The sequence below is a fragment of the Bradyrhizobium jicamae genome, assembly GCF_001440395.1.
Taxonomy (GTDB): domain Bacteria; phylum Pseudomonadota; class Alphaproteobacteria; order Rhizobiales; family Xanthobacteraceae; genus Bradyrhizobium; species Bradyrhizobium jicamae.
Genome location: NZ_LLXZ01000170.1, coordinates 1 through 1,430 on the forward strand (window position 1 = coordinate 1; position 1,430 = coordinate 1,430).

Annotated in this window: 2 protein-coding genes; both read left to right on the top strand. The window is 58.4% G+C overall.

The features are described from left to right. Positions 1 to 486: type 1 periplasmic-binding domain-containing protein (locus CQ12_RS28745; RefSeq protein WP_157088553.1), on the top strand; the 486-nt coding region annotated here is incomplete at its 5' end. Positions 487 to 645: 159 nt separating this feature from the next. Beyond that, positions 646 to 1,430: ABC transporter substrate-binding protein (locus CQ12_RS28750; RefSeq protein ID WP_157088554.1), on the top strand; the 785-nt coding region annotated here is incomplete at its 3' end.

Consider the following 1,430-nt stretch of genomic DNA (forward strand, 5'->3'; position numbering starts at 1 on the left):
ATCAAGAAGAACGCCGAGATCGGCTGGAAGCCGCTGCACTTCCTCAACAACGTCTCAGGCTCCATCGGCAGCGTGATGAAGCCGGCCGGCTTCGAGAACGGACAGGACATCATCTCATCGCAATACTTCAAGGATCCGACCGACGCGCAATGGAAGAACGATGCCGCGATGAAGGCATGGAACGAGTTCCTGGATAAGTATTATCCGGAAGCCAACCGGGCCGATGCGTCGGTGATGTACGCCTACATCGTCGCTCAAGGCCTGGTCCACGTGCTCAAGGCCTGCGGCGACGACCTGACCCGTGCAAACGTCATGAAGCAGGCGGCCAGCATCAAGGACCTCGAACTCGGCGGCCTGCTGCCCGGGGTCAAGGTCAACACGTCGGCGACCGATTTTGCCCCGCTCTCGCAATTGCAATTGATCAAGTTCAAGGGCGAGACCTGGGAACGCTTCGGCGAGATCCTCTCGGGTGACGTCGGCGGCTAGTCGACCGCCACCGCCTGTCAAAGATGCAAGCCCTGCGGCTTTGCCGCAGGGCTTTTTGTTGTGAGGTCGCCAGCAAGATGCTACTCACGTCGCCATTAAAAGAGCTTCGTTCAAGGAGCCTGACGGGTACGTTTAATAAATCAAAAGGGAGAGACAGAAATGTCCACAATGAAAAAACTTGCGGTCGCTTCGGCCGCGTTTGGCCTACTCGCCGCATCTTCGAGCGGCGTTCTCGCGCAGAAGAAGTACGATCCCGGCGCCAGCGATACCGAGATCAAGATCGGCAACATCATGCCCTACAGCGGTCCGGCTTCCGCCTATGGCGTGATCGGCAAGACCGAGGAAGCCTACTTCAAGAAGATCAACGCCGAGGGCGGCATCAACGGCCGCAAGATCAACTTCATCAGCTATGACGACGCCTATAGCCCGCCGAAGACGGTGGAGCAGGCACGCAAGCTGGTCGAGAGCGACGAGGTGCTGCTGGTCTTCAATCCGCTCGGCACGCCGCCGAACACAGCGATCCAGAAATATCTCAACAGCAAGAAGGTGCCGCAACTGTTCGTCGCCACCGGCGCCACCAAATGGAACGATCCGAAGGGCTTCCCCTGGACGATGGGCTGGCAGCCCAACTACCAGAGCGAAACCCAGATCTATGCCAAGTACATTCTGAAGGAGAAGCCGAACGCCAAGATCGGCATCCTCTACCAGAACGACGACTACGGTAAGGACTATCTGAAGGGCTTCAAGGACGGGCTCGGCGCCAAGGCGGCGTCGATGATCGTGCTGGAGGAAAGCTATGAAGTCTCCGAACCGACGATCGACTCCCACATCGTCAAGCTGAAGGCGACCGGCGCCGACGTGTTCATCAACATCACCACGCCGAAGTTTGCGGCGCAGGCGATCAAGAAGAACGCCGAGATCGGCTGGAAGCCGCTGCACTTCCT